This is a genomic window from Tsukamurella pseudospumae, from assembly GCF_001575195.1.
GTDB lineage: Bacteria > Actinomycetota > Actinomycetes > Mycobacteriales > Mycobacteriaceae > Tsukamurella > Tsukamurella pseudospumae.
Genome location: NZ_LSRF01000059.1, coordinates 1 through 278 on the forward strand (window position 1 = coordinate 1; position 278 = coordinate 278).

Below are 278 nucleotides of genomic sequence, written 5' to 3' on the forward strand. Positions count from 1 at the left end.
GGGTGTTCGCGACGTCCGCGGCCAGACGGGCCGAGGTCAGGGTGCGGATGTGCTGCTGGGTGGGGATGAGCACCTTGCCACCGAGGTGGCCGCACTTCTTCTCCGAGGCGAGCTGATCCTCCCAGTGGGTACCGGCGGCACCCGCGGCGATCATGGCCTTCTGCAGCTCGTAGACGTTGAGCGCGCCACCGAAGCCGGCCTCGCCGTCGGCGACGATCGGCACGACCCAGTTGTCGACGGCGTTGTCGCCCTCGACCTTGGCGATCTCGTCGGCACGG

General features: G+C 69.4%; 1 pseudogene. It reads right to left on the reverse strand.

The features are described from left to right. A pseudogene (locus AXK60_RS25095) lies at positions 1-278 on the reverse strand (isocitrate lyase); the annotation flags it as partial.